Origin of the sequence: Puniceibacterium antarcticum (genome assembly GCF_002760615.1) — a bacterium.
Taxonomy (GTDB): domain Bacteria; phylum Pseudomonadota; class Alphaproteobacteria; order Rhodobacterales; family Rhodobacteraceae; genus Puniceibacterium; species Puniceibacterium antarcticum.
The window spans coordinates 115354-141855 of the sequence record NZ_AWWI01000182.1 but is presented as its reverse complement, the minus strand read 5'-3'; the positions used below and the strand labels follow the sequence as shown (position 1 = coordinate 141855).

The 26502-nt window shown below is 61.8% G+C and carries 23 protein-coding genes; 10 read left to right on the top strand and 13 right to left on the bottom strand.

Annotation, left to right across the window (positions count from 1 at the left end; all coding sequences use genetic code 11):
- Positions 1-119 precede the first annotated feature (119 nt).
- On the top strand, positions 120-974 hold the full coding sequence (locus P775_RS26320) for an outer membrane protein assembly factor BamD (RefSeq protein ID WP_099913767.1): 855 nt from the start codon (positions 120-122) through the stop codon (positions 972-974).
- A 75-nt stretch (positions 975-1049) separates the two neighbouring features.
- The gene (gene recN / locus P775_RS26315) at positions 1050-2699 is read left to right on the top strand and encodes a DNA repair protein RecN (RefSeq protein WP_099913766.1); all 1650 of its coding nucleotides are present in this window, start codon (positions 1050-1052) and stop codon (positions 2697-2699) included.
- A 173-nt stretch (positions 2700-2872) separates the two neighbouring features.
- Here the strand turns inward: recN and P775_RS26310 are convergent, their stop codons facing one another.
- Complete coding sequence (locus tag P775_RS26310; RefSeq protein WP_099913765.1) at positions 2873-4246, bottom strand: FAD-binding oxidoreductase; 1374 nt, start codon at positions 4244-4246, stop codon at positions 2873-2875.
- Between the two features lie 76 nt (positions 4247-4322).
- Here P775_RS26310 and P775_RS26305 point away from each other — a divergent pair, with 76 nt between their 5' ends.
- Complete coding sequence (locus P775_RS26305; protein ID WP_099913764.1) at positions 4323-6005, top strand: chloride channel protein; 1683 nt, start codon at positions 4323-4325, stop codon at positions 6003-6005.
- A 69-nt stretch (positions 6006-6074) separates the two neighbouring features.
- Here the strand turns inward: P775_RS26305 and P775_RS26300 are convergent, their stop codons facing one another.
- From P775_RS26300 to cobS, 6 genes are all read right to left on the bottom strand, one after another.
- Positions 6075-6419 carry a DUF427 domain-containing protein gene (locus tag P775_RS26300; RefSeq protein WP_099913763.1) on the bottom strand — a complete coding sequence of 115 codons (345 nt, stop codon included), beginning with the start codon at positions 6417-6419 and terminating at the stop codon, positions 6075-6077.
- A 68-nt stretch (positions 6420-6487) separates the two neighbouring features.
- Positions 6488-8272: an aminopeptidase P family protein gene (locus P775_RS26295; protein ID WP_099913762.1), complete on the bottom strand. Its 1785-nt coding sequence runs from the start codon at positions 8270-8272 to the stop codon at positions 6488-6490.
- 274 nt (positions 8273-8546) lie between these two features.
- Complete coding sequence (cobT, locus tag P775_RS26290; RefSeq protein WP_099913761.1) at positions 8547-10433, bottom strand: cobaltochelatase subunit CobT; 1887 nt, start codon at positions 10431-10433, stop codon at positions 8547-8549.
- Positions 10434-10532: 99 nt separating this feature from the next.
- The gene (locus P775_RS26285) at positions 10533-10943 is read right to left on the bottom strand and encodes a hypothetical protein (protein WP_099913760.1); all 411 of its coding nucleotides are present in this window, start codon (positions 10941-10943) and stop codon (positions 10533-10535) included.
- An 81-nt stretch (positions 10944-11024) separates the two neighbouring features.
- Positions 11025-11363, bottom strand: a complete 339-nt coding sequence (locus P775_RS26280) for a hypothetical protein (RefSeq protein ID WP_099913759.1) — start codon at positions 11361-11363, stop codon at positions 11025-11027.
- On the bottom strand, positions 11360-12349 hold the full coding sequence (gene cobS / locus P775_RS26275; RefSeq protein ID WP_180287596.1) for a cobaltochelatase subunit CobS: 990 nt from the start codon (positions 12347-12349) through the stop codon (positions 11360-11362). Before cobS ends, P775_RS26280 begins: the two co-directional genes overlap by 4 nt.
- Before the next feature lie 236 nt (positions 12350-12585).
- On the opposite strand from cobS, the gene P775_RS26270 reads away from it, so the two are divergent.
- On the top strand, positions 12586-13155 hold the full coding sequence (locus P775_RS26270) for a fasciclin domain-containing protein (protein WP_099913757.1): 570 nt from the start codon (positions 12586-12588) through the stop codon (positions 13153-13155).
- A gap of 125 nt (positions 13156-13280) precedes the next feature.
- Positions 13281-13745: a peptide-methionine (R)-S-oxide reductase MsrB gene (msrB, locus tag P775_RS26265; RefSeq protein ID WP_099913756.1), complete on the top strand. Its 465-nt coding sequence runs from the start codon at positions 13281-13283 to the stop codon at positions 13743-13745.
- A gap of 273 nt (positions 13746-14018) precedes the next feature.
- Here msrB and P775_RS26260 read toward each other — a convergent pair whose 3' ends face one another.
- Together P775_RS26260 and P775_RS26255 are read right to left on the bottom strand one after the other, a co-directional pair.
- Entirely contained in the window at positions 14019-14237 is a 219-nt protein-coding gene (locus P775_RS26260) for a DUF6500 family protein (protein ID WP_099913755.1), read from the bottom strand.
- 104 nt (positions 14238-14341) lie between these two features.
- Entirely contained in the window at positions 14342-14965 is a 624-nt protein-coding gene (locus P775_RS26255; protein ID WP_099913754.1) for a DnaJ domain-containing protein, read from the bottom strand.
- A gap of 74 nt (positions 14966-15039) precedes the next feature.
- On the opposite strand from P775_RS26255, the gene P775_RS26250 reads away from it, so the two are divergent.
- Entirely contained in the window at positions 15040-15297 is a 258-nt protein-coding gene (locus P775_RS26250) for a BolA family protein (protein WP_099913753.1), read from the top strand.
- A gap of 255 nt (positions 15298-15552) precedes the next feature.
- Complete coding sequence (locus P775_RS26245; RefSeq protein WP_143521009.1) at positions 15553-15774, top strand: hypothetical protein; 222 nt, start codon at positions 15553-15555, stop codon at positions 15772-15774.
- Positions 15775-16200: 426 nt separating this feature from the next.
- Here the strand turns inward: P775_RS26245 and gatB are convergent, their stop codons facing one another.
- Together gatB and P775_RS26235 are read right to left on the bottom strand one after the other, a co-directional pair.
- Complete coding sequence (gatB, locus tag P775_RS26240; RefSeq protein WP_099913751.1) at positions 16201-17715, bottom strand: Asp-tRNA(Asn)/Glu-tRNA(Gln) amidotransferase subunit GatB; 1515 nt, start codon at positions 17713-17715, stop codon at positions 16201-16203.
- 97 nt (positions 17716-17812) lie between these two features.
- Complete coding sequence (locus tag P775_RS26235) at positions 17813-19054, bottom strand: hypothetical protein (RefSeq protein WP_099913750.1); 1242 nt, start codon at positions 19052-19054, stop codon at positions 17813-17815.
- Between the two features lie 178 nt (positions 19055-19232).
- On the opposite strand from P775_RS26235, the gene P775_RS26230 reads away from it, so the two are divergent.
- Positions 19233-19886 carry a transglycosylase SLT domain-containing protein gene (locus P775_RS26230; RefSeq protein WP_342749693.1) on the top strand — a complete coding sequence of 218 codons (654 nt, stop codon included), beginning with the start codon at positions 19233-19235 and terminating at the stop codon, positions 19884-19886.
- Positions 19887-19894: 8 nt separating this feature from the next.
- Here the strand turns inward: P775_RS26230 and P775_RS26225 are convergent, their stop codons facing one another.
- On the bottom strand, positions 19895-20761 hold the full coding sequence (locus P775_RS26225; protein ID WP_099913749.1) for a lysophospholipid acyltransferase family protein: 867 nt from the start codon (positions 20759-20761) through the stop codon (positions 19895-19897).
- A gap of 313 nt (positions 20762-21074) precedes the next feature.
- On the bottom strand, positions 21075-23624 hold the full coding sequence (gene pepN / locus P775_RS26220) for an aminopeptidase N (protein ID WP_099913748.1): 2550 nt from the start codon (positions 23622-23624) through the stop codon (positions 21075-21077).
- 124 nt (positions 23625-23748) lie between these two features.
- Here pepN and P775_RS26215 point away from each other — a divergent pair, with 124 nt between their 5' ends.
- Both P775_RS26215 and P775_RS26210 read left to right on the top strand, forming a co-directional pair.
- Positions 23749-23946 carry a hypothetical protein gene (locus tag P775_RS26215; protein ID WP_099913747.1) on the top strand — a complete coding sequence of 66 codons (198 nt, stop codon included), beginning with the start codon at positions 23749-23751 and terminating at the stop codon, positions 23944-23946.
- A 355-nt stretch (positions 23947-24301) separates the two neighbouring features.
- Positions 24302-26440, top strand: a complete 2139-nt coding sequence (locus P775_RS26210; protein WP_099913746.1) for a malate synthase G — start codon at positions 24302-24304, stop codon at positions 26438-26440.
- Positions 26441-26502 lie beyond the last annotated feature (62 nt).

The following is a 26502-nucleotide window of genomic DNA, read 5'->3' as shown; positions in this document are numbered from 1 at the left end:
TCAGTCATCACCAGAACGGAAAACGGTGCAAAGGCGTTTTGCACCAGAATTTTCTGTGCTAGGACCGGGGCAACAGCGGGGCGTGAACCCTCGCAATCGGCAATCAAGGGTGAGCAGGCATGACAGGCGGCAGGTCGCGACTTTCTGTGATCGGGGCAGTTCTTGTGGTGGGCCTGTTATCAGGCTGTGGCGGAAAATCGGCTACAACCACGCTGGGCGGTGATCCCGAACTTGAGAATTTTACCGCAGAGCAGATCTATGAGCGGGGCGAATTCGAACTGGATCGCAATGATGCGACAAAGGCCGCCTTCTATTTTGGCGAGATCGAGCGCCTTTATCCCTATTCCGACTGGGGCAAACGTGCGCTGATCATGCAGGCCTTTGCTTATCATCGCGACAAGGATTACGAAAACAGCCGCTCTGCCGCACAGCGCTACATCGACTTCTATCCGCTGGAAGACGATGCCGCCTATGCGCAATATCTGCTGGCCCTGTCCTATTACGACCAGATCGAAGAGGTTGGTCGTGATCAGGGACTGACCTTTCAGGCGTTGCAGTCACTGCGCACGGTCATCGAACGCTATCCCGACAGCGAATATGCCCGCTCGTCGATTCTCAAATTCGATCTGGCCTTTGATCATTTGGCCGGCAAGGAGATGGAAATCGGGCGCTACTATCTCAAGCGCAAGAATTACGCCGCAGCCATCAATCGGTTCCGCACAGTGGTTGAGGATTTCCAGACCACGACTCACACCCCCGAGGCGCTGCACCGGCTGGTCGAATCCTATCTCTCGCTGGGCCTGACCCAGGAGGCACAGACCGCTGGTGCGATCCTTGGTTACAACTACCGCTCGACCCAATGGTACGATGACAGCTACAAGCTGCTCACCGGGCGCGGGCTTGAACTCGAGGCGGCGGGCGACAGCTGGCTGGCACAGGTCTATCGTCAGATGGTCAAGGGCGAGTGGCTATAGGTTCACTGGTCCCCAAAGGTGCACTGGCCCCAAAGGGTGTACGGGCCCCAAAGCTCGCCTTTTTAGGAGCGTTCCATGCTGCGCGCGCTTGAGATTCGCGACATGCTCATCATCGACCGGCTGGAACTTGCGTTTCAGCCGGGTCTGAACGTGCTGACCGGCGAAACCGGTGCTGGCAAATCCATCCTGCTTGATTCGCTTGGCTTTGTTCTGGGCTGGCGCGGTCGCGCCGAACTGGTGCGCGCCGGCGCCGATCAAGGCGAGGTGACGGCGGTCTTCGAGCTTGGCCCCGATCACGCCGCCCGTCTGGTGCTTGAGGATGCAGGCCTGCCCGTCGGTTCGGAATTGATCCTGCGGCGCGTCAATGCGCAGGACGGACGCAAGACGGCCTGGGTCAACGACCGCCGCTGCTCGGGTGAGGTGCTGCGCGCCCTGTCTGAAACCCTTGTGGAGCTGCATGGTCAGCATGACGATCGCGGTCTGCTGAACCCGCGCGGACATCGCGCCCTCCTCGACACCTATGCCGGGCTTGAGGGTATGCTGGAGATCGCCCGCAAGGCCTGGACCCGCCGCGCCCGCGCCGAAAAGGCCCTGACCACGGCCGAGGCCGCTCTGGACGCGGTGCGCGCCGAAGAGGATTTCCTGCGCCATGCCATGGCCGAAATGACCTCCCTCGATCCCCAGCCCGGCGAAGAGGCGCAGCTTGATGCGCAGCGCCGCCAGATGCAGGGGGCCGAAAAGATCCGCGAGGATATCAGCCGCGCCCGTTCCGCGCTGAATGATGGCGCCGAACAGTCCATGGGCGACGCGCTGCGCTGGCTCGAAGGGGTGGCAGACCGGGCCGAGGGCGCTCTGGATGCACCGCTGGCAGCACTTGAGCGCGCCATGGTCGAACTGGGTGAGGCCACTGTCGGGGTGGAAAGCTGCCTTGATGGGCTGAACTTTGACCCGCACGCACTGGAAAATGCCGAAGAACGCCTGTTTGCCATCCGCGCCTTGGCGCGCAAACACCAGGTCGCGCCGGATGAACTTGGCGACTTTGCCGCCGGGCTGCAGGCGAAACTGACGGCTCTGGATGCGGGGGCGGCGGATCTGGCCACGCTCAAGGCGGATCTGCAGGCGGCAAATACCGACTACGCCGCCGCCGCTGATGCCCTCTCGACCGCCCGACACGACTCTGCGGGCCGTCTGGACGGCGCCGTCTCCGCCGAACTTGCCCCGCTGAAGATGGAGCGTGCGGTGTTCCGCACCGCCCTCAGCGATGGCCCGGAAGGCCCCGAGGGGCGTGACACCGTGGCATTTACCGTGGCCACAAACCCCGGTGCCCCGGCCGGCCCGCTGGGCAAGATCGCCTCGGGCGGCGAACTTAGCCGCTTTCTGCTCGCGCTCAAGGTTTGCCTCTCCAAGGAACGCAACCGAGGTGTGACGATGATCTTTGACGAGATTGACCGTGGCGTCGGTGGCGCCACCGCTGATGCCGTTGGCCGTCGCCTCTCGGCCTTGGCGGATGGCGGTCAGGTGCTGGTCGTCACCCATTCGCCACAGGTTGCAGCGCTCGGCGCGCATCACTGGCGGGTGGAAAAACGCGTTGACGGCGATGTGACCACCTCGACCGTGGTGCCGCTGGACAAGGGCGCGCGCGAAGGCGAAATCGCCCGCATGCTGGCCGGCGACACGGTCACTGCCGAAGCCCGCGCCGCTGCGCGCGCCCTTTTGGCGGGGTAGGGCGGGGGCGCTGCCCCCGTCGCCTGAACGGCGACTCCCCCGGGATATTTTAATACAGGTGAAGACATAAGAAGAACGGACTACTTCTGTCTTCATCTGCCCCTAAATATCCCGGGGAGCGCGAGGGGCTGGCCCCTCGCTCGTGCCGTATCAATCCGTGCTGAGGTCAGAAATCAGCGTGGGCGAATCAGTTTGCCCGGATTCAGGATCCCCTGTGGGTCCATTGCCTGTTTCAGCGTGGTCATCACATCCCAGCCCGCCCCGTGTTCGCGCTGCATATAGCCGAGCTTGCCCATGCCTACGCCATGTTCGCCTGTCGCCGTGCCCCCCAGATCGAGCGCGCGCTGCACCATTCGGTGCGACAGGGCCTTGGCTTCGGCCAGTTCCGCGGGGTTTTCCGGGTCGAACATCAGGATGCTGTGAAAGTTACCGTCCCCCACATGGCCCAGAATAGGTCCGGGGATCGAGGCCTGCGCCAGATCTGCCTGAGTTTCGGTCACGGCGCGAGCGAGGCGCGAGATCGGCACGCAGATATCCGTGACCAGCGCCCGCGCGCCGGGGCGCGAGGCGAGGATGGCGTAATAGGCATTGTGGCGCATGGCCCAGAGCGCGCGGCGGTCTTCCTCCAGTGTCGACCACTGAAATCCCAGCCCGTCGTGATCTTCGGCAATTTCGCCAAAGCGGGCCGAATCCTGTGCCACGCCTTCGGGGCTGCCGTGAAATTCGACCATAAGATGCGGACATTCCGGCAGGCTGGTTCCGGCATAGGCGTTGAAGGCCGCAGCTGTTGCCGCATCGACAAATTCGATGCGTGCGACCGGAATGCCCATCTGGATTGTGTCCAGAACCGCATCCACCGCATCCTCGATCCGGCCAAAGGCGCAGACCCCCGCTGACACCGCCTCGGGCACGCCATGCAGGCGCAGGGTGAGTTCGGTGAGCAGGCCCAAGGTGCCTTCGGAGCCGACCATCAGCCCGGTCAGGTCATAGCCCGAGGCGGATTTACGCGCCTGATTGCCGGTGCGGATCACCCGCCCGTCGGCCAGCACCACCTGCAACGCCAGCACGTTTTCGCGCATCGTGCCGTAGCGCACCGATGTCGTGCCGGACGCCCCGGTGGCCGCCATGCCGCCAAGCGAAGCATTCGCGCCGGGATCGACGGAAAAGAACAATCCTGTCGCGCGCAGCTCTTGGTTCAGGGCCTCGCGGGTCACACCGGGCTGCACGGTCACATCCATGTCGGCGGCGCGGATTTCCAGCACCTTGTCCATTTGGCTGAAATCCACCACCAGCCCGCCCTGCACCGCCAGCGCATGACCCTCAAGCGAGGTGCCCGCGCCCCAGCCGGTGACCGGCACCCCGTGCTCGGCGCAGATACGCACGATCTGCTGCACTTCTGCGGTGGTTTGCGGATAGGCGACAGCGTCGGGCGGAGTCAGCGCAAAATACGACTCAGATCGACCGTGCAGGTCCAGATCGTGCTTGGACGTGCTAAGCCGTTGGCCTAGGAGAGAGCCGAGGGCGTTCAGGGCCTGGGGCAAGTGCATACATAAGTCTCCGGTCAGATCAGGCGCGATCCTAGCCCGGGCGTTCAGCGCGCGAAACCCTGATGACGGAGGTGGCATGGCGGCGGATCTGCTGGTGAAACGACAGTGGCGCGCAACTCTGGCCAGTTGCGGGCGCGGCTGGCAATTGCTGCGTCGTCAGGGACCGGGGCAGATCCAGTTCTGGTTCATTGCGCTGGCCATCGGTATTGCGGCCGGAACCGCGGCAGTGCTGTTCCGCAAGGCCATCGAATGGTTGCAGACCACGCTTTACGGCACGCAGGATGTGAACCTTCTTGCCAGCTTTGCCCAGACCCTGCCGTGGTATTCGGTGATGCTGATCCCGGTCATGGGCGGCCTCGTCGTGGGGGGAATCGTGCACTACTTTACACCCGACGGGCGGGTCCGCTCGGTCGCGGACGTGATCGAGGGGGCGGCGCTTTATAACGGGCGGGTCGAACGCAAGGCGGGAATCGCCTCGGTGCTCGCCTCCTGGATCACGCTGTCGACCGGCGGCTCCTCGGGGCGCGAGGGGCCAGTGGTCCACATGGCCGCGATGATGTCGAGCTGGGTCAGCAATCTCATCCGCGCCGATGGCATCACCGGGCGCGACCTGCTGGGCTGCGCCGTGGCGGCAGCTGTCTCGGCCTCGTTCAACGCACCCATCGCCGGGGCACTTTTTGCGCTAGAGGTGGTGTTGCGCCACTTCGCGCTGCACGCCTTTGCACCCATTGTCATCGCCTCGGCTGCCGGGACGGTGATCAACCGGCTTGCCTTTGGCGATGTGACCGAATTTCGCCTTCCCGGCACCACCACGGTCGAATTTTATCTGGAACTGCCGGCCTTTCTGTTGCTGGGGCTGGTCTGCGGGCTGATGGCGGTGCTGACCATGCGCAGCATCTTCTGGGCCGATGATCTGGGCAACCGCCTGCAGCGCCGTCTGGGCCTGCCCAATCTGCTGCGCCCGGCGACGGCGGGACTGCTGCTGGGGGCACTGGCGATCTGGTTTCCCCATATCATCGGCGTCGGATACGAGACGACAAGCCGTGCGCTGACCGGCGATCTGATCCTGAACGAGGCGATCGTCTTTGCCGCGCTCAAGGTCGTTGCGGTGGCGATCACCTTTGCCGGGCGCATGGGGGGCGGGATATTCTCACCCTCGCTGATGATCGGAGCGCTGACCGGCACGGCCTTTGGGCTGATCGCGACCGGGCTGTTTCCGGACAATTCCGGTGCCTCGACGCTTTATGCGCTGGCGGGCATGGGGGCGGTGGCGGCGGCGGTGCTGGGCGCGCCCATTTCGACCACGCTGATCGTGTTCGAGCTGACCGGGGACTGGCAGACCGGCCTTGCCGTGATGGTGTCGGTCTCGCTCTCGACCAGCCTCGCCTCGCGTCTGGTGAATCGGTCGTTTTTCCTCACCCAGCTGGAACGGCGCAAGGTGCATCTGGCCGCCGGGCCGCAATCCTATCTGTTGCGAATGTTCCGTGTCAGTGGCGTGATGCGCAAGAGCGAGGATCTGCCGCCCGAGGATTCAGAGGCCTGCGCCGGGATGATCCAGCAGGCACTGTTCGTCACCGCCTCCTCGACTCTGGACACGGTGCTGCCGCTGTTCGAGCGGACCGGAAAGACTTTTCTGCCGGTGGTCATCCTGCAGGGCACGGACAAGCTGCCGGTGATCCAGGGCGCGCTTTATCATCTCGATGCGCTCAAGGCCTATAACCGCGCGCTGGCCGCCACGGCCGCGGAAGAGCACAGCTGAAGGGGGAGCGCGGGAGGCATGTCTCTGATCGCTGCCGGGGCCGCCCGTAGGCCGCCCCGTATCGTCGTGTCAGACCTGTTCGACCATCACGCCGTCCTGGACGTAAAAGGCGATGTAGCCCTTGATTGCGGCCGCCTCGGGTTTGGGGTCTTCATAAGACCAGGCCGCGTTGATATAGGTACGGCTCTTGGACATGATCGAGAAGTAGGACGCTTCGCCCTTGTGCGGACAACTCGTCTTGTGATCCGTCGCGTCCAGCATCGCCATGGCGATGTCGGCTTTCGGGAAATAGATCACAAAAGGCATCTCGCCTTCGCTCAGCTCAAGCGCGTCATGGCTTTCGCCCAGAACCGCCCCGCCAGCGCGGACAACCCATGTGCCCTCGGCAGGTCGGATGGTGATGTGTTTCGTCATGTTATGTCTCCCCAGAGCTTTGTCTTTGTCGGGCGCCCGTGTAACGGGCACATGTCAGATGAAGACCGTCACAGCGGTTCTGTTGCCGCGATCAGCCAGTCTTTTGTAGCGCCCTCAACCAAGGGCTCCAGCCGCGCGCGGCATGTCGCATGATAGGCGTTCAGCCAATCCGTCTCGGCCCGGGTCAGCATCTCTGTCACGATCAGCCGCCGGTCGATGGGTACATAGGTCAGTGTCTCAAACGACAGCATTTCCGGCACTGTCGCCCCGGCCAATAGCGGGGCACCGCTCACCACAATAAGGTTCTCGATACGGATACCATAAGCGCCCTCCCGGTAAAAGCCCGGCTCGTTGGACAGGATCATGCCCTCCATCAGCGGCACCGTGCCTGTGCGGGCCAGCCGTTGCGGCCCCTCATGCACACATAGATAGCTGCCCACGCCGTGCCCGGTGCCATGGCCGTAATCAAGACCCGCCTCCCACAGCGGCACCCGCGCAAGCGCGTCCAGATCGCGCCCCGCGAGCCCCTTGGGCCAGCGCGCCCGGCTGATGCCGATCATGCCGCGCAGCACCCGGGTAAAGGCGTGGGCCTCCTCCTCGCCCACGCGCCCAACGGCCACGGTGCGGGTGATGTCGGTGGTGCCGTCCACATATTGCCCGCCGGAATCCACCAGCAGCAGATGCCCGTCCTCAACGCGCGCATTGGTCTTTTCCGTCACGCGGTAATGCACGATGGCCCCATGGGCCCCGGTGCCGCTGATCGTCTCGAAACTGATGTCGCGCAGGGCATTGGTCGCCCGCCGCTCGCCCTCCAGCGCCGTCACCACGTCGATCTCGCTCAGGCTGCCGGGGGGCTGGGCATCAAGCCAGGCCAGAAACCGCACCATTGCCGCCCCGTCGCGCAGATGCGCGGCGCGGCTCCCGGCAATCTCGACCTCGTTCTTGCAGGCCTTGGGCAGCACGCAGGGATCCTGCGCCTCGATCATCTCCACACCGGCCTCGGCCAGCGTATCGGCCACGATCACCGGACAGGTGGCCGGATCAATCGCCACAGGCCCGCCCAGGGTCGCAATCGCCGCAAGAAAACTCTCTGGCGGGGCCACCGACACCTGCGGGCCAAGGTGATCCCCCAGATCGCTCAACTTCTCATGCTCCATGAACAGCGTCAGCGTGCCGTCGCTGTGCAGCAGCGCAAAACCATGCGCCACCGGGTTGCGCGCAATATCGGACCCGCGGATGTTCAGCAGCCAGGCAATGGAGTCCGGCAGCGTGATCACCGCCGTCTTCGCCCTCCCCAATGTGCCCGCCAGCCGCGCAATTTTGTCGCCATGCGCCTCCCCGGCCAGCTCCAGCGACTGTACAAACACCCGTCCCATGGGGGGCGCGGGCTGATCCTCCCAGATCCGGTCCACCAGATTGTCGCAGCGCTCCAGCGTCACGGACTCGAGCTTGCCCTGCAGCGCGCGCAGCGGCTCGACGGCCTGCAGCCAAGGGTCAAAGCCGACGCGCCCGCCCTCGGGCAGCGCCTCACCGATCCATTCCGCCAGCCCGACCTCGGGCCAGTCCACCGGCGTGTAGACATCCGCCACCTGCGCCTTCACTTGCACGCGATACCGGCTGTCGACAAACACCCCGGCGCTGTCGCGCAGGGCCACACAATAGCCTGCCGATCCGGTAAACCCGGTCAGCCAGGCCAGACGATCATCGCGCGGTGCAACGTATTCCCCCTGATGTGCATCCGATCGCGGCACGATGAACCCGTGCAGCGCTTCCGCCGCCAGAACGTCGCGCAGCGCCGCCAGCCGACCGGGTCCCTGCTCGGGTGCGGCGGTTTCTTGAAATTTCTGGAACATGCTTTCCCCCGTTTCTGCGCCGCAGAGTACGCCTTTGCGCATCCTGCACCAGTGCAACCTGTCAGCTCTACGCACAGGCCCAATGTATCCTTTCAAAAAGGTCTCGCCGACGGTGCCAAATATCCAGACCGGCGCGATCCCGGGACCGTGCCCCGGTTTCACCTGTCCAAAAATATCCCGGGGAGCCCGCCAAAGGCGGGCAGGGGCAGCGCCCCAAAATGCGCGGCCCGCAGGGCCGCGCCGGTCGGACCGGCAGAGCCGGTCCGAAACCAGATCAGGACGCGCGTCTGACGTTCTTGATGCCCATGACCCGGGCCCGCGCCCGCGGATCAGAATCAAACAGCGACGCCAACTGCTCGGTCATCGCACCTGCCAGTTGCTCCACATCGGTGATCGTCACCGCGCGGTTGTAATAGCGCGTGACGTCATGGCCGATGCCGATGGCCAGCAGTTCCACTTGACGGCGCCGCTCGACCATGGCGATCACATCGCGCAGGTGTTTCTCAAGGAAATTCGCCGGGTTCACGCTCAGCGTCGAATCATCCACCGGCGCGCCGTCGGAAATCACCATCAGGATCTTGCGCGCCTCGGGGCGGTTCACCATGCGGCGGTGCGCCCACTCCAGCGCCTCACCGTCGATGTTTTCCTTCAGCAGACCCTCTTTCATCATCAAACCCAGATTGGCCCGCGTCCGCCGCCAGGGCGCATCGGCGCTCTTGTAGATGATGTGGCGCAGATCGTTCAGCCGCCCGGGCTGCTGTTCGCGCCCCGCCCCCAGCCACTTTTCGCGCGCCATGCCGCCTTTCCACGCCTTGGTGGTAAAGCCGAGGATCTCGACCTTGACGTTGCACCGCTCCAGGGTGCGCGCCAGAACATCGGCACAGATCGCGGCGATGGAAATCGGTCTGCCCCGCATAGAGCCAGAGTTGTCCAGCAGCAGCGTCACCACCGTGTCGCGGAACTCGGTGTCTTTCTCGATCTTGAAGGACAGCGGCGTCGTCGGGCTCACCACCACACGCGCCAGCCGCCCGGCGTCCAGAATGCCCTCTTCCAGATCAAACTCCCAGGACCGGTTTTGCTGCGCCTGAAGACGGCGTTGCAGCTTGTTCGCGAGGCGCGACACAGCACCCTTCAGCGGGTCCAGCTGCTGGTCGAGATAGGCGCGCAGGCGCTCCAGCTCGACCGGCTCGGCCAGATCCTCGGCCTTGATCTCTTCGTCATGGGTGCTGTCGTAGACGGTGTAATTCGGATCGGCATCGGAAAACGGTTGCGGGGCAGGCGGCTCCATCGGGGCCTCACCCTCGGGCATCTCGGCCTCGTCGCCCATCTCCTGATCAGCCATCTCGTCCATGCTGACCTGCGCCTGCGAGCTGTCCTGAGTCTCGTCCTGCGACGATTCGGGCGAGGCGTCTGAATCCTCTTCGCCCTCTTCATCGTCACCGGTGCTGTCGGGATCCTGCTCGTCTTCGCCGCCATCCTCGGCCTGATCGTCGCTCTGGTCGTCCATATCGTCCGGGTCATCACCCAGCTGGTCGCCGTAGCCGAGGTCGGAAATGATCTTGCGCGCGAACTTGGCAAAGTCGCTCTGGTTGGCCAGCTTGTCCTGCAGCCCCTCCAGCGATCCGCCGGCCTGGTCCTCGATAAACCCGCGCCACAGATCCATGACGTTCTGCGCGCCAGTGGGCAGGGTGCGCCCGGTCGCCAGATGCCGGATCAGATAGCCCGCCGCCACCGACAGCGGCACATCCGACGCCTGTTTGACCTGATCATAGCCGCGCCGCGCCGAATCATGCGCGATCTTGCTGTCGATATTCCCGGCGGTGCCCGGCATGTCGCGCGCGCCCATCGCCTCGCAGCGGGCGGTTTCCATCGATTCATACAATTCACGCGCCATGTCGCCCGGGGGGGCGTACCGGCTGTGCGTGCTGTCATCGTGATAGCGACGATAGAGCGCCAGCGCATCCGCCGTGCCACGCGCCAGCAGAACTTCGTCCCGGGTCAACCGGCGCGAAATCTGCGGCAGGCGCATCGAATCGCCAGAGACGCCAGAGGGATCGACCGAATAGCTGACCGTCAGTTCACGGTCATGCGCCATGACTTTGGTCGCCTCGGCGAGGGCTTTCTTGAAGGGATCTGCGGGGTTGTCGGAATGCTGAGCCATACCCTGACTAATTGGACATCAGACGCCCTTTGACAAGGGCTGATCTGTTCACGCCATCCGTGACAGGGGCTGATCTTTTCACGCGACCCGGCGGCGCGATCACTGCAACAGCAGCGTTTTGCACTGGTTCAGATACTGCTCTGCCATCTGGGCCGCATGTACGCGCAGGCGCGGATCCTGACCAAAGGCGGCAAGGTTCAGCAGCCGTGCCTGCGCAATCTTCGCATCGATCCGCCAGCCCATCAGCTGGCGTCCGGTGATCTCTGGCCCCATCACCGCCTCGATCAGCACATCAAAGCCGTTGACCGACCGGTCCGTGCGTTCCGATTCCGGTCCGTCGAACATCCACTGATATTCCATGGTTGCCGACAGGCGCCCGGCGCAGGTGGCAAAAGTGCGCAGCAACTCGTTGCCTTGGGTTTGCGGCAGGCTGCGGGCTGGGCTGACAAGCAGACCCATCCAAAGCGCGGCGGCACAAAGCGCACCAAGATATGTGAAAATCCTGACCATGCCGGGCAGATTGCGCGCCCAACACCCACCGAAGGCTTAAGCCACCGCGCGGTTCTTTTTAAAACTGTAGGGAAGGGGGGATCAGTCCGCCGAACCGGGCAGACCTTCGCACAGCTGCATCTGGCGCTCTAACAAATCCCGGCTCATCTTGTCGCCGTCTTCGATTGTGGCGCGCACCAGCAGGAACATCCCGTCGCGTTGTGCGGCAATCTGATGATCCACAATTGCGGGCGACAGCCCCTGCCGGATCGCCTGCGCGCGAAACTCTGAAGCCTGATCACGGGACTCGCCGATATCCAGATAGGCCGACACACGCGCGAATTCCGCATATCCCGACCAAAGCGCGGCGCAGGTGACCTCAGCTTCCTGCGCCGCCGCCGGGCCTGCGCCCAGCAGCAGCAAAGCGGCGGCCCGGATCACCCGATGCTGATCGAGGCGGCGCTTTCCGGCAGCTCTTCGTCAAAGCAGCGCTGATAGAATTCCGCCACCGTCTGGCGCTCCAGCTCGTCGCATTTGTTCAGGAACGACACGCGGAACGCATAGCCAAGGTTATGGAAAATCTCGGCATTCTGCGCCCAGGCGATGACAGTCCGGGGCGACATCACCGTGGACAGATCCCCGTTCATAAACGCCGTGCGCGTCAGATCCGCCACCGTCACCATCTGGCGCAGGGTCTTGCGGCCCTTTTCGGTATTGTAATGCGGGTTCTTGGACAGAACGATCGCGGTTTCTGCGTCGATCGACAGATAGTTCAGCGTCGCAACCAGCGACCAGCGGTCCATCTGGCCTTGGTTGATCTGCTGCGTGCCGTGATAGAGACCGGTCGTATCGCCCAGACCCACGGTGTTGGCCGTGGCGAAGATGCGGAAATACTTGTGCGGCGTCAGCACCTGGTTCTGATCCAGCAGCGTCAGTTTGCCGTCGGTTTCCAGCACCCGCTGGATGACGAACATAACATCGGCGCGGCCCGCATCATATTCGTCGAACACGATGGCGCAGGGGTTGCGCAGCGCCCATGGCAGGATGCCCTCCTGAAACTGCGTGGTCTGCTTGCCGTCGATCAGCTTGATCGCATCCTTGCCGATCAGGTCGATCCGGGAGATGTGCGAATCAAGGTTCACCCGCACCGCAGGCCAGTTCAGCCGTGCGGCCACCTGTTCGATATGGGTCGATTTGCCCGTGCCGTGATAGCCTTGGATCATCACGCGGCGGTTGTTGCGAAACCCTGCAAGGATCGCCAGCGTTGTATCGGGATCAAACTTGTAGGTGCTGTCGACATCGGGCACGCGTTCGGTCCGCTCGGGGAAGCCGTGCATGACCATATCGGTATCAATTCCGAAAACCTCACGCACGTCGATCTCTTCGGTTGGTCTTGCATTGATGTCGATCATCGTACCGTCAGCCATGGTGGAACCGTCCTTTAGCATCGCGCATTTCCTGTTCAGACCGTCGTGCAACATAACGCGGCAAGGGGCAAGAGGAAGCGGCGAAGTTCTGCGTATGGCGGCACCCGGCGCCCTGCGACGCGGCACTCTCGCAGCAATATATGTAAAGTTTTTTGTTCGCGTCTGAAACTATGCGCCGATGCGTCCCGTGGTTGCTAATGACCCAGCGATCACCGCCGGGGAAATCGGAGGACACCATGACAACACTTAGGATCACCCTTGCCGCCCTGCTGGCCAGCACTCTTGCGACAGGCGCCTTTGCCGCCGCGCATTCGATGAATGCCAACCCGATGGTCGGCGGCGCCGAAATGTTCGCCGACAAGAACATCGTCGAAAACGCCGTGAATTCGGCCGATCACACCACACTGGTCGCTGCCGTGAAGCAGGCCGGCCTGGTCGAAACGCTGATGGGTCCGGGCCCCTTCACCGTCTTCGCCCCCACCAACGAAGCGTTCGACATGATCTCTGACGATTCGCTCAGGGCGCTGATGATGGATGAGAACAAGGCCCAGCTGACCAAGATCCTGACCTGCCATGTGGTTGCCGCTGATGTGATGTCCGGCGCCATTGCCGGCATGATCGCGGATGATGGCGGGGAACATGACGTTCCCACCGTCGGCGGTTGCGTTCTCAAGGCCAAGATGACGGGCGACACGATCACCCTGACAGATGAACAGGGCCGCCTTGCAAATGTCACAATTGCTGACGTGAAACAAAGCAATGGCGTCATCCATGTCATTGATCGGGTACTTTTGCCCGCGATGTAAGCGTGAGCTGTAGCGAACTTGCGTCTATCTGACACATTTTTGCCGTAATTTGCACCCCGCTCTTGAAATGTGGAGGTCGGGGTGCGATTGTAAAAAACTGTAAAGACTCGGTTCGGGAGGATCGATTGAAAAGACGCCATTTCCTGTCTGCGGCGACTATCGCCCTTGGGTTCAGCCGACAGACTGCTTTGGCAGAGCAGTCTTTTGAAGTGACACGCACCGACGCCGAATGGCGCGCGATGCTCTCAAGTTCCGAATACAAGGTGATGCGAAAAGAGGGCACTGAACGCGCCTTTACATCACCTCTGAATGAAGAAAAGGGCACAGGGACATTCCACTGCAGGGGATGCGATCTGGCGCTCTACAAGTCAGAGACGAAATTCGACAGCGGCACCGGATGGCCCAGCTTCTATGCGGCGGTTGACGGCGCTGTGGGGAACAAATCGGACATCTCGTTGTTTGGTGTGCGTACAGAAGAACACTGTATTCGATGCGGATCGCACCTGGGGCACGTCTTTGATGACGGACCGAAACCTACAGGCAAGCGCCATTGCATCAACGGAGTGTGCTTGGTGTTCAGACCGGCCTGATGTTCAGGTGTGGGATGGTCATCGGCCACGGTCCTTGTGCGTCCGATTTGAGCGGATGTGCCGGGGGGTAGTGTTGTAACGAGTTGAGTTTTTGACGAGTACAACTTTAAAGAGTGCGCGGCGTGCTCCGCAATATCACGGGGTGCGCCGTTTTACTCCGGCTTCTGGTTTCGGCGCGCTTGCCTGAGGTGCCAGTTTCCTCGACACAACGGGTGAAGTCATCAGGCTGTGATTCGCTCAGCGATCCAATGTCCGGGACCTGTCCTCCCGAACTCACAGACCTTCCTTCATCATCTCCCGGATCTTCACAGCCTTCTCGAAATGATCGAGTCTGTGGCGCCGGATCCACCAGTCCGCAGCTTCCATAAGACGCTCCGGATCATCATTCCGGTTCGCAAAGAACGCGTAGAATGACAGGCCGACCCCTTCTCCCTTTGCCGCAATCTTCGCATCACACACGGCAATCGCCTTGGCTCTCAGGCTGTCTCTCATCTGTCTGACGCGTCCTTGCAGGCCTCAGTGCTATGGCAAGCAGACCCCGCGCTCGGGGCCAAATGAAATGGCCGGGCAGGGGCTACCCCGCCCAACCGTGCACATCATTTGAAGTTGCGGCTTTCCTTGATCTGATCCCAGGCCCAGACAACTTCCTGCAGTTGCTCCTCTTGGGACCGGTCGCCGCCGTTGATATCCGGGTGCAGCACCTTGATCAGCGACTTGTAGGCCTTGCGCACTTCGGCCTTGGTCCAGTGGTCCTTGGCTTCCAGAATCTCGATCGCCCGACGCTCGGTCGGGGGCAGGCGGCGGGTGCCGGTGATCGACTTGCCCGGATTGCGCGTCGCGTTATCCCCCAGCACCTGATGCGGATCCTCAATGCCCAGACGGGACCAGGCCCGCGTCTCAGGATCACGGTAATCTTTGGTCTTGCGCTCCCACACCTTGTCGGATGTGGCCTGCGCGTTCATCTCCGCCTCAGTCTTGCCCTGGAAAAAATTCCACTTGAGGTTGTAGTCGCGCACATGGTCCTTGCAGAACCAGAAATAGTCGTCCAGCACGTCGGGGGCTTTGGGCGCACGGAACTTGCCCGGCTCATTACAGCCCTCATGTTCGCACAACCGGACAGAAGTATCGCTTGCACCCGACAGGCTGCGGCGTCCGCGTGGGTTTTTCTTCTTCGAATTCGACACGGACATGTCGAAACCGAACGGATCTGATTTGCTCATGGGAACACCTTTTCGACTCGGACGCCAAACCCTAGACTATCCACCGACAGATGACAGAGGTTGAACGGTAAAAAATGACAAAGACACAGGAAATCGAATCCCGACTGCGCGACGCCTTCGCCCCAAGCGAACTTTTGGTGCGCGACGACAGCGAAAGCCACCGCGGCCATTCCGGCTTTCAGGAGGGCGGCGAAAGCCACTTTCATGTGGTGATCCGCAGCTCCGCTTTTCAAGGCCAGTCGCGTCTGCAAAATCACCGCGCCGTGCACAGCGCGCTCGGGGCGGATCTCATGGGACGCATCCACGCACTTTCAATGGATCTGGGGGCCTGAGCACATCCTTTGGTATAGGTGTGTTGTAATATTGCATCCTTGACGTGCAATAAGTCCGAGGATCGCAAGATATGGGCAATTCCAGCCAAGTTACGCACACAACAATTTATGGTTGAGTTGCGCTGAGCTGCCTTAACGTATCTGTACGGGGCAGGGCAGGTAAAGTCACCTGAGGGAGGAAAGCGAGACGCGGCAAGCCCGCGTCATCGCGTCAAGAGTGTGAAGGTTTCCTTTTCAATTCGAAAGGCTAAGACCATGAAACACTTAATGCTTCCGGCCCTTCTGGCCGTATCGACTGCTGCGCTCTCGCTTCCCGCGATGGCGCAGACGACCGAGGCGCCGCAGCCAGATATTAGCGGCCTTGGTGGCCTCGGAAATGGCCCGTCACTGTTCGATGTGCTGCTCACGACAATGGCGACAACCTCGACATCGAGCACCAGTGCGACGAGCACAAGCGGCACAACCACCTCGAACTGATCCGCAAATGAAGGGGCCTCCTTCCTTTGGGGCCTCCCTGCGATCCTCGGGGGCGGCGCATCTTTTCGCGCCGCCCTCACCCTTACCTTGCAAAGCCGCCCCCAGACCGTACACGGGCCGCCCCACGGGGCAGTTGCGGCTGACCCCATCGGGTATCGACATGCGCCGGGTCAAGACCATCCGCCCGCTCAGCAGTCACCGTTTCCTTGATTAAGAACGCCAGCCTCTGCCGCGCAAATGGCTGTCTGCTCACCGATTTCCCTGCGCTCTACGCACCAATGGTATTTCTAATGCCTTGCTTGCGCTGCGGGGATGACAACGCAACAGGCCGCCGGACTGCCCCGGCGGCCTGTGTTTGTATATTTTCGCGAATGCGCCGTCAGCCATACGCAATCCATATGGTTTCCATACGCCGTCTGGCGAGGGTCAGAGGCCCAGTTTGGACGCCACAATCTCGTTCACGGCCGCCGGGTTCGCCTTGCCGCCGGTGGACTTCATCACCTGACCGACGAACCAGCCCGCAAGTTTAGGGTTCTGTTTCGCCTTTTCCACCTGCGCCGGATTGGCGGCGATCACCGCGTCCACAGCCGCCTCAATGGCGCCGGTGTCGGTGACCTGCTTGAGGCCTTTTTGCTCAACAATATCAGCCGGATCGCCACCTTCGGAGAAGGTGATTTCGAACACGTCCTTGGCGATCTTGCCGTTGATGTCGCCCGATTTGATCAGCGTGATCAGCCCGGCCAGCTGCTTGGGCGAGACGGGTGAGTCGGTGATGTCGCGGTCGTCCTTTTTCAGACGGCCGAACAGCTCGTTGATCACCCAGTTCGCTGACAGTTTCCCATCGCCGCAAAGGCCGACAACCTCTTCAAAATAAACGGCATTTGCCGTGTCCGCCGTCAGCACAGAGGCGTCATATTCCGACAGGCCGAAATCCTTGACGAACCGCGCCTTCTTGGCATCCGGCAGCTCGGGCAGCGAAGCTTCGATCGCATCAACCCAGGCCTGCTCGATCTCCAGCGGCAACAGGTCCGGATCGGGGAAGTAGCGGTAATCATGCGCTTCTTCCTTGGACCGCATCGACCGGGTTTCGCCCTTGTCGGCATCATACAGCCGGGTTTCCTGATCAATCGAGCCGCCGGCTTCAAGGATTGCGATCTGGCGCTTGGCCTCGTAATCAATCGCGGCCTGGATGAACCGCATGGAGTTCATGTTCTTGATCTCGCAGCGCGTGCCGAGGTGCGAAAAGTCCTGCGTTTCCTGATACTTCTCATACTGGCCGGGACGGCAGACCGACACGTTCACATCCGCGCGCAGGTTGCCGTTCTGCATGTTGCCATCGCAGGTGCCAAGATACCGCAGGATCTGGCGCAGCTTGACCACATAGGCGGCGGCTTCTTCGGGACCGCGGATATCGGGCCGGCTGACAATCTCCATCAGCGCCACACCGGTGCGGTTGAGATCGACAAAAGACATGTTGGGATCCATGTCATGGATCGATTTGCCCGCATCCTGTTCGATATGGATCCGCTCGATCCGCACCAGACGCGCGATGCCGGGTTCCATGTCAACCAGCACTTCGCCTTCACCCACGATGGGGTGGTAAAGCTGGGAGATCTGATAGCCCTGCGGAAGGTCCGGGTAAAAATAGTTCTTGCGGTCGAAGGCGCTGAAAAGGTTGATCTTTGCCTTGAGGCCAAGGCCCGTCCGCACGGCCTGTTCGACGCAGAATTCGTTGATAACGGGCAGCATGCCGGGCATGGCCGCGTCCACAAAGGCGACGTTGGAATTTGGCTCGGCGCCGAATTTTGTCGACGCGCCCGAGAACAGCTTGGCTTGGGTTGCGATCTGGGCATGGACCTCCATCCCGATCACCAGTTCCCAGTCGTGTTTGGCCCCGGCGATGACCTTGGGTTTGGGGGAGTCGTAGCTCAGATCCAACATGCCTTGCGTCCTCATTCGTATGAACGCTCCGGTCTTAGGGCAGGTGTCGCTCCGGGGCAAGGGGGGGACCGTTCGGATTGGCCTGTGCTATGACGGCTCAGCCGGTGATGTGCAGCCCGTCCGGGTCGAACCGGATGTCGCGGTTCTTGCGGATATCCTCTGCGAACAGGCCGCTCAGGACCGCCATCGCGCGCGCCTTGCCCCGTGCCAGTGGCTCTGGTGAACTTGCGAATGGCTGCAGCGTGTCGAGGGGCGGGACGTTTGCCCAGACCATAGGGTGAACTTCGCGCAGGTGGTCGCGCACAACACAGTCGAAACAGGCGGCAACTCGGGCCAAAGTACCGCCGAGGGGCGATCTGCGGCTTTGGATAAACGCGAGCGACGCGGCCAGAAGGTTGACGGTGTGCTGATCCGGGCGACGCTCCAGAATGTCATGCAGACCTTCTGCGAACAGCGCGCCGTCCAGATGCTCGAGCGTACCGGGATCGCTGGCAAGGGTGTCAAGATACACCCAGACGTAGGCGCCGCCGCCCCAGATGTCATGGGTGCGGGCTGTGGTGCGCCGCGCCTCAAGATCCAGCCGGGCATAACTGCCGTACCAGCGCGGCAGCAGGTGGCGGCCCAGATCGCGCATGTGGCGCGCGCACTGCGGGTCGAGGTCGATCAGATCCTCGTAATCATCCGCTACCCTAGAAGAGGGGCGCGGCTCTGCGGGCAGCAGCGCGCAGCGCGCAGCGGCCACTGCCGGGGACTGCTGTGCGAAGGGATCAAACTGATCAATGATCTGCGACGCGCTTCGGAAATGGGCGTAAAAGGCGGCACGCCGCTCTGGCGGCATTTCCTCTGACAGGGCTTTGCCGCGCCAGACCCATCCGACGTCGATATGGGCCATAGCAACCACCAGCCCGACAGTGTGATCGCCGGGGTGGTCGGCCAGCACCTCCTCCAGCGCGGCCAGCGGCGCCAAGGCGCCCTGCACATCGCCTTGTTGCACCGCCGCGCGGGCGCAGTCCACGGCATCGGCGCGCGCAGCCTGGGCCAGCACCTCTGCCACGGGTGTGCCGCCGGGTGTGGTGGCGCGCTGGTGATCAAGGCTACGCAACATCAGCGCAAGGTCGTCCCACCGTTCCTGACGCGCCAGAAACTGGCCTTGGGCAAAGTGATACTCCATCGCCTGTTCTTGCGGCGTTCTTTCGCAGATCGCGATGCTGAGCTTCCGGGTGTCCGCCTCGGGATGCAGGGCGTTTGGCGCAGGCAACTTCAGGCTGAACGCGCAGCGCAATCCAGCGAGGGTCTGGCGCAAATAGCGCAGGGCATTATCAAGATACGGGTTTTCCATTACGCGACAGTGCCCGCGCATTCCGGCCCAAGAATGGCAGTTTTAGAGCCGTTTGGGGCCTTTCTTTCGGCATTTCCACGATCAATATCTTCAAGTTTTACTATTATGGTCACCGGGTCCCTAGCAGCGTCGCCTGTCAGGCTTGCGCGCGCGCTGATATCTGGGCAAGGTCGCTGCCATGCTGCGCATTACCCTCCTTTTAGCGATGATCCTTTCGCCCCAACTGGCGTGGGCGACGACGTCAGAGCAATTTCCCTCGCTCTCGCCCTCTGCGGTTGTTCAAACCATGCGGCCCGTCGCACGTCCGGATGGGCCGCCTCCGATGCGGTGGAGCGATCGAGAACGGGGAAGGTTGTGGACCCTTGCCGCCGTTTCTGCTTTGCGCGGACACGCGAAAACCCTGCCTAGGCTTGTGCCGCGCGACATCGATGCTTGGTGCCCGGCGTATCGTCATGCAGACAAGGCCGAACGCGAGGCGTTCTGGATCGGCCTTCTGTCGGCCATGGCCAAACACGAAAGCACCTATCGCCCCAACGCTGTGGGCGGCGGAAGATGGTATGGGTTGCTGCAGATCTTTCCTGGAACGGCGCGTAACTACGGCTGTCGTGCGCGCAGCGGGGATGAGCTGACCTCTGGCCCGGCCAACCTGTCCTGTGCCCTGCGCATCATGTCCAAGACGGTGGCCCGGGATGGCGTGGTGTCAAACGGAATGCGCGGCGTTGCCGCCGACTGGGGTCCCTTCCGCAGCGAGGAAAAGCGCGAGGACATGATGTCCTGGACCCGATCGCAAAGTTATTGCCAGATGCCCGAACAGGATCCGCCCGAGAATTAGGTTCTGCCTCAGTACGCCTTGAGCCAGGATGGTCTGCGTGTGCTGTCCACCAGTGACACCGCAGGCGCGCGCGCTCCACCCAATGCCAGTGTGGCACGGCGCAGCATCTGGATGCTCTCTTCGGATTTGGCGGGCAGGGCGCTGGCCGAAATCGGCTCGCCCACCGTCACGCGGAAAGGCTGGCGGTGCTTGTTCAGCGTTTCATGGAACAGGGTGATGTCGCGCAGAGTAGGGTGAATGAGGTCGAATAGATAGAACAGCACCGAATTGCGCGCCTGAATGTTGACCGGAATGACCGGCAGATCAAATTTCCGCGCGATCATCGCGGCCGAGGCCATCCAGGGCCGTTCGTGCAGGGACAAACCCTGCCGCTTGGCCAGACGTCCTGAGGGGAAAATCACGCCCAGACGACCCTCTTTGACCGCCTTGCGGGTAAAGGCCATCGTTTCGCGTGTCTTGCCATGGCTGCGCTTGTCCTTGCGCCATTCGACGGGCGCGATCATGTCGGACATCTGCGGCAACAGGCGCAGAATATCGTGATTGGCAAAGAAATAGGCATCCGGGCGCACCTGGTTCAGCAGGTGGTTCAGGATGATCCCGTCGGCAATGCCGGTGGGATGGTTTGCGACGATCAGTGCCGCACCGTGACGGGGAACGTGGCCAAGCCCCGCGACCTCAACGTCGCGCGCCAACAGCTTGCCAAGCGCTCCCATTATCTGATTAGAGGGCATTTCCTCGAATGCGGATGCCAGCGATACGGTCTTGTCGTACCCGAGCAGGAAATTCAGTGTCGCGCGGGCGTGACGTGTTCCCGGCCTTTTGGCAAAAAGCCACGGCGCGCGTTCTTGGATCAATGGGTCGATACGGTCCTGCATAGGTCACTCAGAACAGGTCATTGCAACACATCTGTGACAGGGTCGCGCAGCCTGCTCTACTGCGCAAACCCCTGAATGTACCGTTCCCGAATTGCACGGAAATTTGGCATATCCGACTGCCCAACGCGGAAGGGTGCCGGCTGGTTCCGTCGAATTATCGAAAAAACTTGGCATTGAACAGGGACAGCGGGCTTTTTTAACGTCGAATTAATAGTCGTCTGTTTTGGCGGCGCTAGCAGTACGACTCCTACGCAAGGACGCTACGCCTGTGGCCGCGCCGATTTTGGCGCAGCCACAGGACCGGAAGCCTTGGTTATCCGAGGATGCGGCTCACCATCTCGGTTGTATCGCGTGACAGCTTGGGCTGGCTTGCGATCCGCTCCAGCGCGGCCTTCATTTTCGCCTGGCGGTCGGTGTCATAGCGTTTCCATGTCTGGAAGGCCGAACACATCCGCGCCGTGGTCTGCGGGTTCATCGCATCAAGCTTGATCAACCAGTCTGCCAGCAGATCATAGCCCGCGCCATCCTTGCGGTGGAACCCGGCGTGGTTCATCGCCAGCGCGCCAAAGACGGCGCGGAATCGGTTGGGGTTCTTCATGTCGAATGCCGGATGTGCGCTCAGCGCTTTGGCACGGTCCACCACCTGATCAGGCTGGGCTGCACCGATCTGCAGGCCGAACCATTTGTCGATGACCAGGCGGTCATCTTTCCACTGGTCGTGGAACGCCTGCACCGCTTCTGCATCCTTGCCTGCCTGAATAAGCTGGCTGAGCGCGGACAGTTGCAGCGTCATGTTATCGGCCTTGTCGAACTGCTTTTGCGCCGCTTCGCCGCCGTCCAGGCGGGTCATCAATGACAACGCTGCCGCCCCCAATGCCCGCTTGCCGGATTGCTCGGCGTTGGGCTCATAGGCGTCCGTCACCTTGCCTTCGAACGCCAGCTTGGGCAGCAGGTCGCGGAAGGTTGCGGCCATGGTGTCGGCCATGGTTTCCTTGGCCTGCCAGATCGCATCGGGGTCCGGAGTGACGCCATCCTCGAACAGCGCCTGCGCCAGTTCGGATTGCGACGGGCCGGACAACATCAGCGCACGGAAGGCGGGATCGAGATCGTCATCGCGCAGCAGCGCGCCCAGACCGTCAAGATAGGCCTGATCGGGGGCTGCGCCGTCCCGGACCATCGCCATCAGGCTGTTGCGGGCCAGATTACGACCTGCCTCCCACCGGTTGAATGCGTCGGTGTCGTGGGCCAGCAGGAACACCTGTTCCTCGCGGCTTGCTGTGCGGTCCAGCACCACCGGCGCGGAAAAACCGCGCAACAGCGAGGGCACGGGTTTCGACGCAAGATTGTGGAACTCAAAGCTTTGTTCGGCCTCTGTCATTTCCAGCAGCGTGGTTTTCACCACCTCATCGCCATTGGGGTTCAGCAGGCCGACCGCGATGGGCAGAACCTGCGGCAGCTTTTCATCCTGACCGGGGGTGGGGGGCGTCATCTGGGTAAAGGTCAGCGTATAGGTGCCGTCGCTGTAATCCTCGGCCACTTTCAGGCGCGGGGTGCCAGACTGGGAATACCAGCGCTTGAACTGGGTCAGATCGCGACCTGTCACATCCTCGAACACCTTCAGCCAGTCCTCGATCGTGCAGGCCTGACCGTCGTGGCGGGCGAAATACAGCTCCAGCGCCTCGGCATAGCCCTCATCGCCAACCAGCCGCTTGAGCATGCCGATCACCTCGGCGCCCTTTTCATAGACGGTGGCGGTGTAGAAATTGTTTATTTCCTGAAAGCTTTCTGGCCGGACCGGGTGGGACAGCGGCCCCTGATCCTCGGGGAACTGACGGCCGCGCAGATCGATCACATCACTGATGCGTTTGACCGGGGCCGAACGCATGTCAGAGGTGAACTGCGAATCGCGGAACACCGTCAGACCCTCTTTCAGGCACAGCTGGAACCAGTCGCGGCAGGTGATGCGGTTGCCGGTCCAGTTGTGGAAATACTCATGCGCGATGATCGCCTCGATGCGTTCAAAGTTCATGTCCGTGCTGGTTTCGGGAGAGGCAAGGACGGCAGAGGAGTTGAAGACGTTCAGCCCCTTGTTCTCCATCGCGCCCATGTTGAAATCATCGACCGCGACGATGTTGAAGATGTCGAGGTCGTATTCGCGCCCGTACACCTCTTCATCCCAGCGCATCGACTTTTTCAGCGCCTCCATGCCAAAGGCGCATTTGCCTTCATCGCCGGGGCGGATCCAGATGTTCAGTTCGACATCCTTGCCCGAGCAGGTGGTGAATGCACCGGGGAAGTTGACCAGATCGCCCGCGACCAGCGCGAACAGATAGGACGGTTTCGGCCAGGGGTCGCGCCATTCGGCCCAGCCATCACCCGAATCCTTGGGGTTGCCGTTGGACAGCAGCACGGGATGCGGGCCTTCGATACGGACGGTAAAGACCGACATCACGTCGGGGCGGTCGGGATAATAGGTGATCTTGCGGAAGCCCTCGGCCTCGCACTGGGTGCAGTACATGCCGTTGGACATATAGAGCCCCTCAAGCGCGGTGTTCGTCTGGGGCGAGATTTCGACCTCGGCCTCCCAGACAAAGGGCTTGTCGGGCACGGGGCATGTCAGCCCCTCGGGGGTTACCTTGGGATCGGCGGGCTTGCCGTCGATCTTGGCCGCGATCAGTTTCAGATCTTCGCCATGCAGAAAAAATGTCTTGTCTGTCGCATCGGGGTTCGGCGCGAATTTGATGCGGCTCAGAACCCGGGTGCTGGTGGGGGCGAGGCGGAAGGTCAAGTGCACCTCCTCAACCACGAAACCAAAGGGGGTATAGTCGCTCAGATAGATGGTCTGGGGGGCGGCATCTTTCATTTCGGGTCTCTCCTGTTCGCTCCGCAGGCCCGTTTTTATTGGAACCGCGTCATTTGTCTGAGTGTTAGGACTGTGAAACCGACGCTGCAACAGCGTTGATCGTGTTTTTCAGAAAGGAGAGCCGATGTCTGCTCCCGATACGAATGTGAAAAGCGAAGAGAAAAAGCATAAAGCGTCCCTTCTGGGGATAAAGGCTGTGATGGTCTATGTCGCGATCCTCTTGGTGGGCTTCGTCGCTTGGACGTTTATTCAGTCGGACGGACCCGAAGGCGCAGAGACACAGATCGACGGGCGTACCGGCGCGGTGGTCGAGACCGAGTGACACCAGCAAATGGCGCGACGACGGTGGCCCGGGCGTGATGACGCCTTGGGCCCTTTTTCATGTCAGAGCGTCGGAACTGCCCATTTGCTGCCACTCAAGCGATGGATGCGCCGCCGGTGTTCAGGTTTTCCGGGACAGGACCCGCAATTTCGGGCAGGCTGAGCGGCATATTCGCAGAGATGAAAGGCGCTGAGGCTCCAGTCCTCCTGCCATGAAAAGAGCCAGAAAATCGCGATCCGTGCAGCGAAAATGGTCATTGCGGTAAAATTTAATAACCAATCCAGTTGCCTATCGGAAACACATTTTCTAATGATGCACACGATTGCATACTGTTTCACGCCAAGGGGAGGCCGCCATGACAACCCGCATCACCCGATCCGATCTTCAGATCGACGAAATTCTTTGCACCTTTATTGAAGAAAAAGCGTTGCCCGGGACGGATGTCGAGCCCGAAGCCTTCTGGCAGGGGCTGTCAGAGCTGATCCATGATTTCGGCCCGCGCAACCGCGCGCTGCTGGAGCGGCGCGAAGAGCTGCAGACCCAGATTGATGGCTGGCATATCAATCACCGCAACCAGCCGCATGATCACGAAGCCTACAAGGCGTTCCTGAGCGAGATCGGCTATCTGCTGCCCGAGGGAGATGATTTCGAGATCGACACGACCAATGTCGACCCCGAGATCGCCACCGTGCCGGGGCCGCAGCTGGTCGTGCCGATCACCAATGCCCGTTATGCGCTGAACGCGGCGAATGCGCGCTGGGGGAGCCTTTATGACGGGTTCTATGGCACGGATGCCATGGGATCACCGGCCCCCAAAGGGGGATATGACAAGGGCCGCGGTGCGCGGGTCGTGGCGCGGGCGCGGGTGTTTCTGGACGAGGCGTTCCCGATTGACGGTGGCAGCCACGCCGATGCGCGCCGCTACCATATCAGCAACGGTGCGCTGCTGGTGGATGACATGCCGCTGGTCGATCCGTCGAAGTTCGTCGGCTACAAGGGCCACCCCCGCGCGCCAGAGGCTGTCGTGCTGCGCAACAACGCGCTGCATGTGGAGCTGGTGTTCGACCGTACCCACCGCATCGGCAGCCGCGATCAGTGCGGGCTGGCCGATGTGCAGATGGAAAGCGCGATTTCCGCAATCATGGATTGTGAGGATTCCGTTGCCTGCGTCGATGGTGAGGACAAGACACAGGCCTATGCCAACTGGCTGGGTCTGATGAAGGGTGATCTGGAAGAGACCTTTGAGAAGGGTGGGCAGTCTCTGACCCGCGCGCTGAATCCGGACCGGGTCTATACGGCACCCGATGGGGGCTCCGTGTCCCTCAAGGGGCGGGCGCTGATGCTGGTGCGCAATGTCGGGCATCTGATGACCAACCCCGCGATCCTTGACCGCGACGGCAACGAGGTGTTCGAGGGGCTGATGGATGCCATGATCACTGCGCTGATCGCCAAACACGATCTGGCGCGGGACGGCGGCAATTCGGTCACCGGATCGGTCTATGTGGTCAAGCCCAAGATGCACGGACCCGAGGAAGTGTCCTTTGCCGATGAAACCTTCAGCTTTGTCGAAAAGGTGCTGGGCCTGCCGCAGAACACCGTGAAGCTGGGGATCATGGATGAGGAGCGCCGCACGTCGGTCAACCTCAAGCAATGTATCCGCGCCGCCAAGAGCCGGGTTGCCTTTATCAACACCGGCTTCCTTGATCGCACCGGGGATGAGATTCACACCTCGATGGAGGCCGGGCCATTCAGCCGCAAGGATTTCATCAAGCGCAAGGCCTGGATCGGCGGCTATGAGAACCGCAATGTGGACATCGGTCTGGAATGTGGGCTGTCGGGCCGCGCGCAGATCGGCAAGGGCATGTGGGCCATGCCCGACATGATGGCCGCGATGCTGGAACAGAAAATCGACCATCCGAAGGCCGGTGCCAACTGTGCCTGGGTTCCGTCACCGACCGCCGCGACGCTGCATGCGCTGCATTATCACAAGGTCGATGTGTTCGCTGTGCAGGCAAAACTGCGCAAGGGCGGACGGCGTGCGCATGTGGATACGATCCTCGATATCCCGCTGGCGACCTTCCAGAAATGGTCCGACGATCAGGTGCTGCGCGAGGTCGAGAACAACGCCCAAGGCATTCTGGGCTACGTTGTCCGCTGGATCGATCAGGGGGTCGGCTGTTCCAAGGTGCCCGACATCAACAACGTCGGGCTGATGGAAGACCGCGCGACCTGCCGGATTTCCGCCCAGCACATCGCCAACTGGCTGCACCATGACGTGGTGAGCGAGGCCACAGTGATGGAGGTGCTGCGCAAGATGGCCGTGGTGGTGGATGGTCAGAACGCCGTGGATTCCGAATATCGCGCCATGGCGCCCGACTTTGGCGGGATTGCGTTTCAGGCGGCCTGTGATCTGGTGTTCCGGGGCCGTGTGCAGCCGTCAGGCTATACCGAACCGGTGCTGCATGCGCGCAGGCTGCAGCTGAAGTCCGCCTGACGGCGGGCTTTGAAGTAAGGGGAATGAGGGGGCTTTCCGCCCCCTCAAACTCCCCCGAGCGT

Coding starts and splice junctions, on each gene's coding strand:
- P775_RS26320 (WP_099913767.1), top strand. CDS start 120: ATGACAGGCGGCAGGTCGCGACTTTCTGTGATCGGGGCAGTTCTTGTG.
- recN (WP_099913766.1), top strand. CDS start 1,050: ATGCTGCGCGCGCTTGAGATTCGCGACATGCTCATCATCGACCGGCTG.
- P775_RS26310 (WP_099913765.1), bottom strand. CDS start 4,246: ATGCACTTGCCCCAGGCCCTGAACGCCCTCGGCTCTCTCCTAGGCCAA.
- P775_RS26305 (WP_099913764.1), top strand. CDS start 4,323: ATGGCGGCGGATCTGCTGGTGAAACGACAGTGGCGCGCAACTCTGGCC.
- P775_RS26300 (WP_099913763.1), bottom strand. CDS start 6,419: ATGACGAAACACATCACCATCCGACCTGCCGAGGGCACATGGGTTGTC.
- P775_RS26295 (WP_099913762.1), bottom strand. CDS start 8,272: ATGTTCCAGAAATTTCAAGAAACCGCCGCACCCGAGCAGGGACCCGGT.
- cobT (WP_099913761.1), bottom strand. CDS start 10,433: ATGGCTCAGCATTCCGACAACCCCGCAGATCCCTTCAAGAAAGCCCTC.
- P775_RS26285 (WP_099913760.1), bottom strand. CDS start 10,943: ATGGTCAGGATTTTCACATATCTTGGTGCGCTTTGTGCCGCCGCGCTT.
- cobS (WP_180287596.1), bottom strand. CDS start 12,349: ATGGCTGACGGTACGATGATCGACATCAATGCAAGACCAACCGAAGAG.
- P775_RS26270 (WP_099913757.1), top strand. CDS start 12,586: ATGACAACACTTAGGATCACCCTTGCCGCCCTGCTGGCCAGCACTCTT.
- P775_RS26260 (WP_099913755.1), bottom strand. CDS start 14,237: ATGAGAGACAGCCTGAGAGCCAAGGCGATTGCCGTGTGTGATGCGAAG.
- P775_RS26255 (WP_099913754.1), bottom strand. CDS start 14,965: ATGAGCAAATCAGATCCGTTCGGTTTCGACATGTCCGTGTCGAATTCG.
- P775_RS26250 (WP_099913753.1), top strand. CDS start 15,040: ATGACAAAGACACAGGAAATCGAATCCCGACTGCGCGACGCCTTCGCC.
- P775_RS26245 (WP_143521009.1), top strand. CDS start 15,553: ATGAAACACTTAATGCTTCCGGCCCTTCTGGCCGTATCGACTGCTGCG.
- gatB (WP_099913751.1), bottom strand. CDS start 17,715: ATGTTGGATCTGAGCTACGACTCCCCCAAACCCAAGGTCATCGCCGGG.
- P775_RS26235 (WP_099913750.1), bottom strand. CDS start 19,054: ATGGAAAACCCGTATCTTGATAATGCCCTGCGCTATTTGCGCCAGACC.
- P775_RS26230 (WP_342749693.1), top strand. CDS start 19,233: ATGCTGCGCATTACCCTCCTTTTAGCGATGATCCTTTCGCCCCAACTG.
- P775_RS26225 (WP_099913749.1), bottom strand. CDS start 20,761: ATGCAGGACCGTATCGACCCATTGATCCAAGAACGCGCGCCGTGGCTT.
- pepN (WP_099913748.1), bottom strand. CDS start 23,624: ATGAAAGATGCCGCCCCCCAGACCATCTATCTGAGCGACTATACCCCC.
- P775_RS26215 (WP_099913747.1), top strand. CDS start 23,749: ATGTCTGCTCCCGATACGAATGTGAAAAGCGAAGAGAAAAAGCATAAA.
- P775_RS26210 (WP_099913746.1), top strand. CDS start 24,302: ATGACAACCCGCATCACCCGATCCGATCTTCAGATCGACGAAATTCTT.